The sequence below is a fragment of the uncultured Thiocystis sp. genome (assembly GCF_903866365.1).
Taxonomy (GTDB): Bacteria; Pseudomonadota; Gammaproteobacteria; order Chromatiales; family Chromatiaceae; genus Chromatium.
Window position 1 is genome coordinate 1 of the sequence record NZ_CAIPNF010000142.1, and the last position, 3,539, is coordinate 3,539.

Sequence of the window (3,539 nt, forward strand, 5' to 3'; positions counted from 1 at the left end):
CCTGTCAAACCCTCGTCCGCGAGTCCGTGCCGGGCGAGTGGGTGGTAATCCCGCCAGGGAGCGCGCTGCGGTTGAACCAGCCGATCCAGATCCCGCCCGGACGCACCCGCGCCTTCTTCACCTCGGGCCGCTCGTCGGCCACCGACGCGAGCTGCACGATCGAGGTCAGACGCCTCGACCCCGACAAGAGCCAGACCGTCCAGGCCGGGCACTACGGGATCACGCGCGTTCAGGATTATGTGGCCCTGGTGTCCAGCGTGGATCGGCCTCCCGGCGCGGACGGCCAGGTCCGGTTCCAGTTGGCAGGCCATGGCGACAGCGGGGGGGCGCCGATGGTCCGGTTCGGCTATCACTTCTGGCTCGATAACCGCCAGGATCCCAACCTGATGCGCCTGACCTGCCTTGGGCGACACGACGAGCCGGCTTCCACGCGCCCGCCGACCCTGGTCGAAATCCAGGCGGCGTTAGGCGATCAGGCGACCCTTGAACTGGCCGGCGCGGCGGCGATGCCGGGCTCCTGACCGCCCTCCAGTGGCGTCTTCGCCTGATGGCCTGGTTACGCGCGTGTGCTTTTCAAGAAACCGCTGGACAGCGTTTCAGGACGTCTTCGCGGGAACAGACTCTCCGGCAAGATCAGCTCCCAGCACGGGCAGCGCAACCCCTGCTGGTCTTCCTTGCCGTACCTGACCAGCACGGCCGCGACCCGAACCGCGACGATCTCGCCGTCCGGCGGGCGAAACTTGGCGGACATCCGGGTCACCGCGACACCCTGAAGGTCCGCCAGCTCCCAGCCCGGATGGCCATCGGGACGCGCGCGCAGCATCAACGGATGGCCGACCTCGAGCGCGGCCAGGGCGCGGTGAATCGGCGCGCACGGGGCGAAATAGCCCGGCCAGGACAGGACGATTTGCTCCGGATCGGCAAGCTGGAAGCGGTTTGCGAGCGTTGGCTCCAAGGCGGGTACTGCCGGCCGGGTTCGCAACGCCAGTCCGTCCGTCTCTCCCACGAAGGGATGCGGTCTTCCCATCGCTTCGCAGAGCGTCAGGGACTGCCGAGCGCGCGTCATGGCCACGTAGAACAGTCGACGCTCATCGTCGTCGCGGCGGCGCCAACCCCCGCTGTCGAGGATGAGCGCATGGTCGAATTCCAGGCCCTTGGCGCGGTGCGCCGTCATCAACATCAGCGGTCCATTGGGCCGCGCCTCCGCCAGTGCCTTGCCACCCGGGCCAAACTCGTAGAGCGCGTCGATAAGATCGGCCACGACCCGCTCGCCACCGGGCACCGCCCACTCAATCTCCGAGATCAGTTGCGCCAGCGCCGCCCGAAAGGGATGCTCGATCAGGGCGTCGATCGTGACGCCATAACGCCGGCGAAACCAACGCGATAACGTACCGGCGCGCAGCAGCACCCGCGTGCGCCCGGTTCGGCGCCCCGCGCCTCTCAGCAGACTCAGGAGGGTGTGTCCTTCGCGCGTGGTATGCAGATTCGGCTGCTGTGCGTCACGCAGCAACCGCACCGGAATGCGCCGCCGCCGGCACAGGGCCGCCAGGGGTTCGAGATCCTCCCAGCGCCGCGCCATGACGGCAAACCGCCCCCATTGCCCGCGCCGCGCCGGCTCCAATGCCGACAGGCGTTGGAGTTCGACCAGGGCCATCTGGACTTCCAAGCGGGGATCCTGCGGGACTTCGAGAATCTGCACCCGCCCACCCGTCACCGGATCGAGCGTGGCATGGTCGCCTCCCGCCGGCTGGTCACGGCGGGCATGGTTGACCCGAATGTCCTGCCCCGCCTTCATGCGGTCGCGCGCCCGGGCAATCACCCGGTTGGCGCACGCGACAATGTGCCCGCTTGAGCGGTAATTCTCGATCAGCGAAGAGCGCCGGGCTTGATAGTCGGCCTCGAACTGACGGATGTAGCGGACATTGGCGCCATCGAAGGCGTAGATGTTTTGATCGTCGTCGCCCACCGCAAGCAGCGAGAGTCGGTCTTCCTCGCTCTGGAGCGTGCGCCCGGCCACGGCGCTGATCAGGTCGTAATGATCGCCGTTGATGTCCTGGTATTCGTCGATGAGCAGGAAACGCAGACCCGCGAGCAGGCGATCGCGCGCCAAAGACGCACCGTTGCCATTCCCCGCGTCGGTTTGGCGCAGAGGGACGGCGGCCTGACGAATCCAGGATTTCGGCTAAAATTGAGTCGCTCGTTACCCTGAATAGAGTTTTCTGTGTGCAAGAAGCGCAAGTACCCGTCAACAGAGTTGTCGACGGACCAGCGTGAACTCGTTGCACGCCTTGTGGGTCCGCTGGAGGTGCGCGGGATCTCGCGCTCGGTCTTTCGTGACGTTCTCACCGACGCAGGGATCCCTGTGCCCAAGTCGTCGTTGGACCGCTGGGTGCGTGCCCAGGTGGCAACAGGCAGGGTTTTCACGGCGGAGAAGGCGAGCGGAGCGGCACCGCTTCTGGATACCGAACAGTGCGAGATTGCTGCCGGTTGGGTTCTGTTTCAAAACGACTCGAACCAGGTCGTCTCGCTGGCCTCGTTCGCGAAGTTTTGCGCATCCGCCTTTGGTGTTGAGTTGGCCCAGACGACGGCGCATGACTACCTGCATGCCCTCGGTTTCAACTCAAAAGTGTCCCAGACGAAGACCAGCGGTTTCACGGTGGACGTCGACGCTCTTGCGAAGATGATGCTTGATTGGAAGCGGGAGCGACAGCGCGCGGGAGACCTCAAAGGACTCCTGGCAAGCGTCGACTTCACGTTCACGGGCCACCGCACTGATCGGCGCGTGACTGACGCTCCTGAGGGTGGCGCTCAGCCGAAATCGAGCACCGCGATCACGCGGTTTACGAACTGCATTGTCACCGTGGTTTGGTCCGACGGTGTCAATCGTACCCCTCCCGCCCTCTTTACGTTCAATAGGAAATTCCGGCTCGATCGTATCGGACGCAGGACGTGGATCGAAGAGCGGGATCAACTCGTCAACGCGCTCGGACGTTTCGGCATCGAGGCAACACGTATCCACTATAGTGGGGCCGAGAAGAGCGAAGCCCGCCTCTATGCCAGCGAGAGTGCCGAATTTTTGCGCCGTTTCTTTGCCCTCTACCAACCCCGGCCCAACGTTGTCGTCTTCAGCGATAACGGGAAGTCCTTCTTTCCGGGTGGCGTGAGTACGCTCGAATCGCTCGGATTCGCAAAGCACGTATCGTACCCTGCCCCCGTACATCAGCACCTCTCGCCCAATGACAACCGCCTGCATGGCACGGCGAAGGCGAGATGGCGCAACAGTGGGGTGGACTTCAAGGACGACGTGGAGTCATCGCTGTTGCTCCTGAGTCATCTCGACGCTGAGCTTGCGGCCCACGGAGCCATGTGGTTCAAGCGAAACATCTTGGACCTCACGGTCAAATCCGCGCGAGAGCTCCTTCGGGGCAGATCCGGGAAGAGGGCACAGGTCGACGATGATCGCCTCGATGCCTACCGCCGTTTCGCCGGCCTGGAGACGTCAGGGAGACCGCAAGAACTCGCCGCATCAGCTCCAAACA

At 64.5% G+C, this 3,539-nt stretch carries 3 protein-coding genes; 2 read left to right on the forward strand and 1 reads right to left on the reverse strand.

Translation table 11 applies throughout. From position 1 onward, the window contains the following. Positions 1-521: hypothetical protein (locus QZY07_RS08215; protein WP_295401470.1), on the forward strand; the 521-nt coding region annotated here is incomplete at its 5' end. 35 nt (positions 522-556) lie between these two features. On the opposite strand, the gene QZY07_RS08220 is transcribed toward QZY07_RS08215, so the two are convergent. Next, positions 557-2,110, reverse strand: coding sequence for an ATP-dependent helicase (locus QZY07_RS08220; RefSeq protein ID WP_295401471.1), 1,554 nt, complete (start codon positions 2,108-2,110; stop codon positions 557-559). 111 nt (positions 2,111-2,221) lie between these two features. Between QZY07_RS08220 and QZY07_RS08225 the strand changes: the two genes are divergently transcribed. Continuing rightward, positions 2,222-3,539 (forward strand): hypothetical protein (locus QZY07_RS08225; protein WP_295401473.1); only part of this gene is annotated, 1,318 nt, incomplete at its 3' end.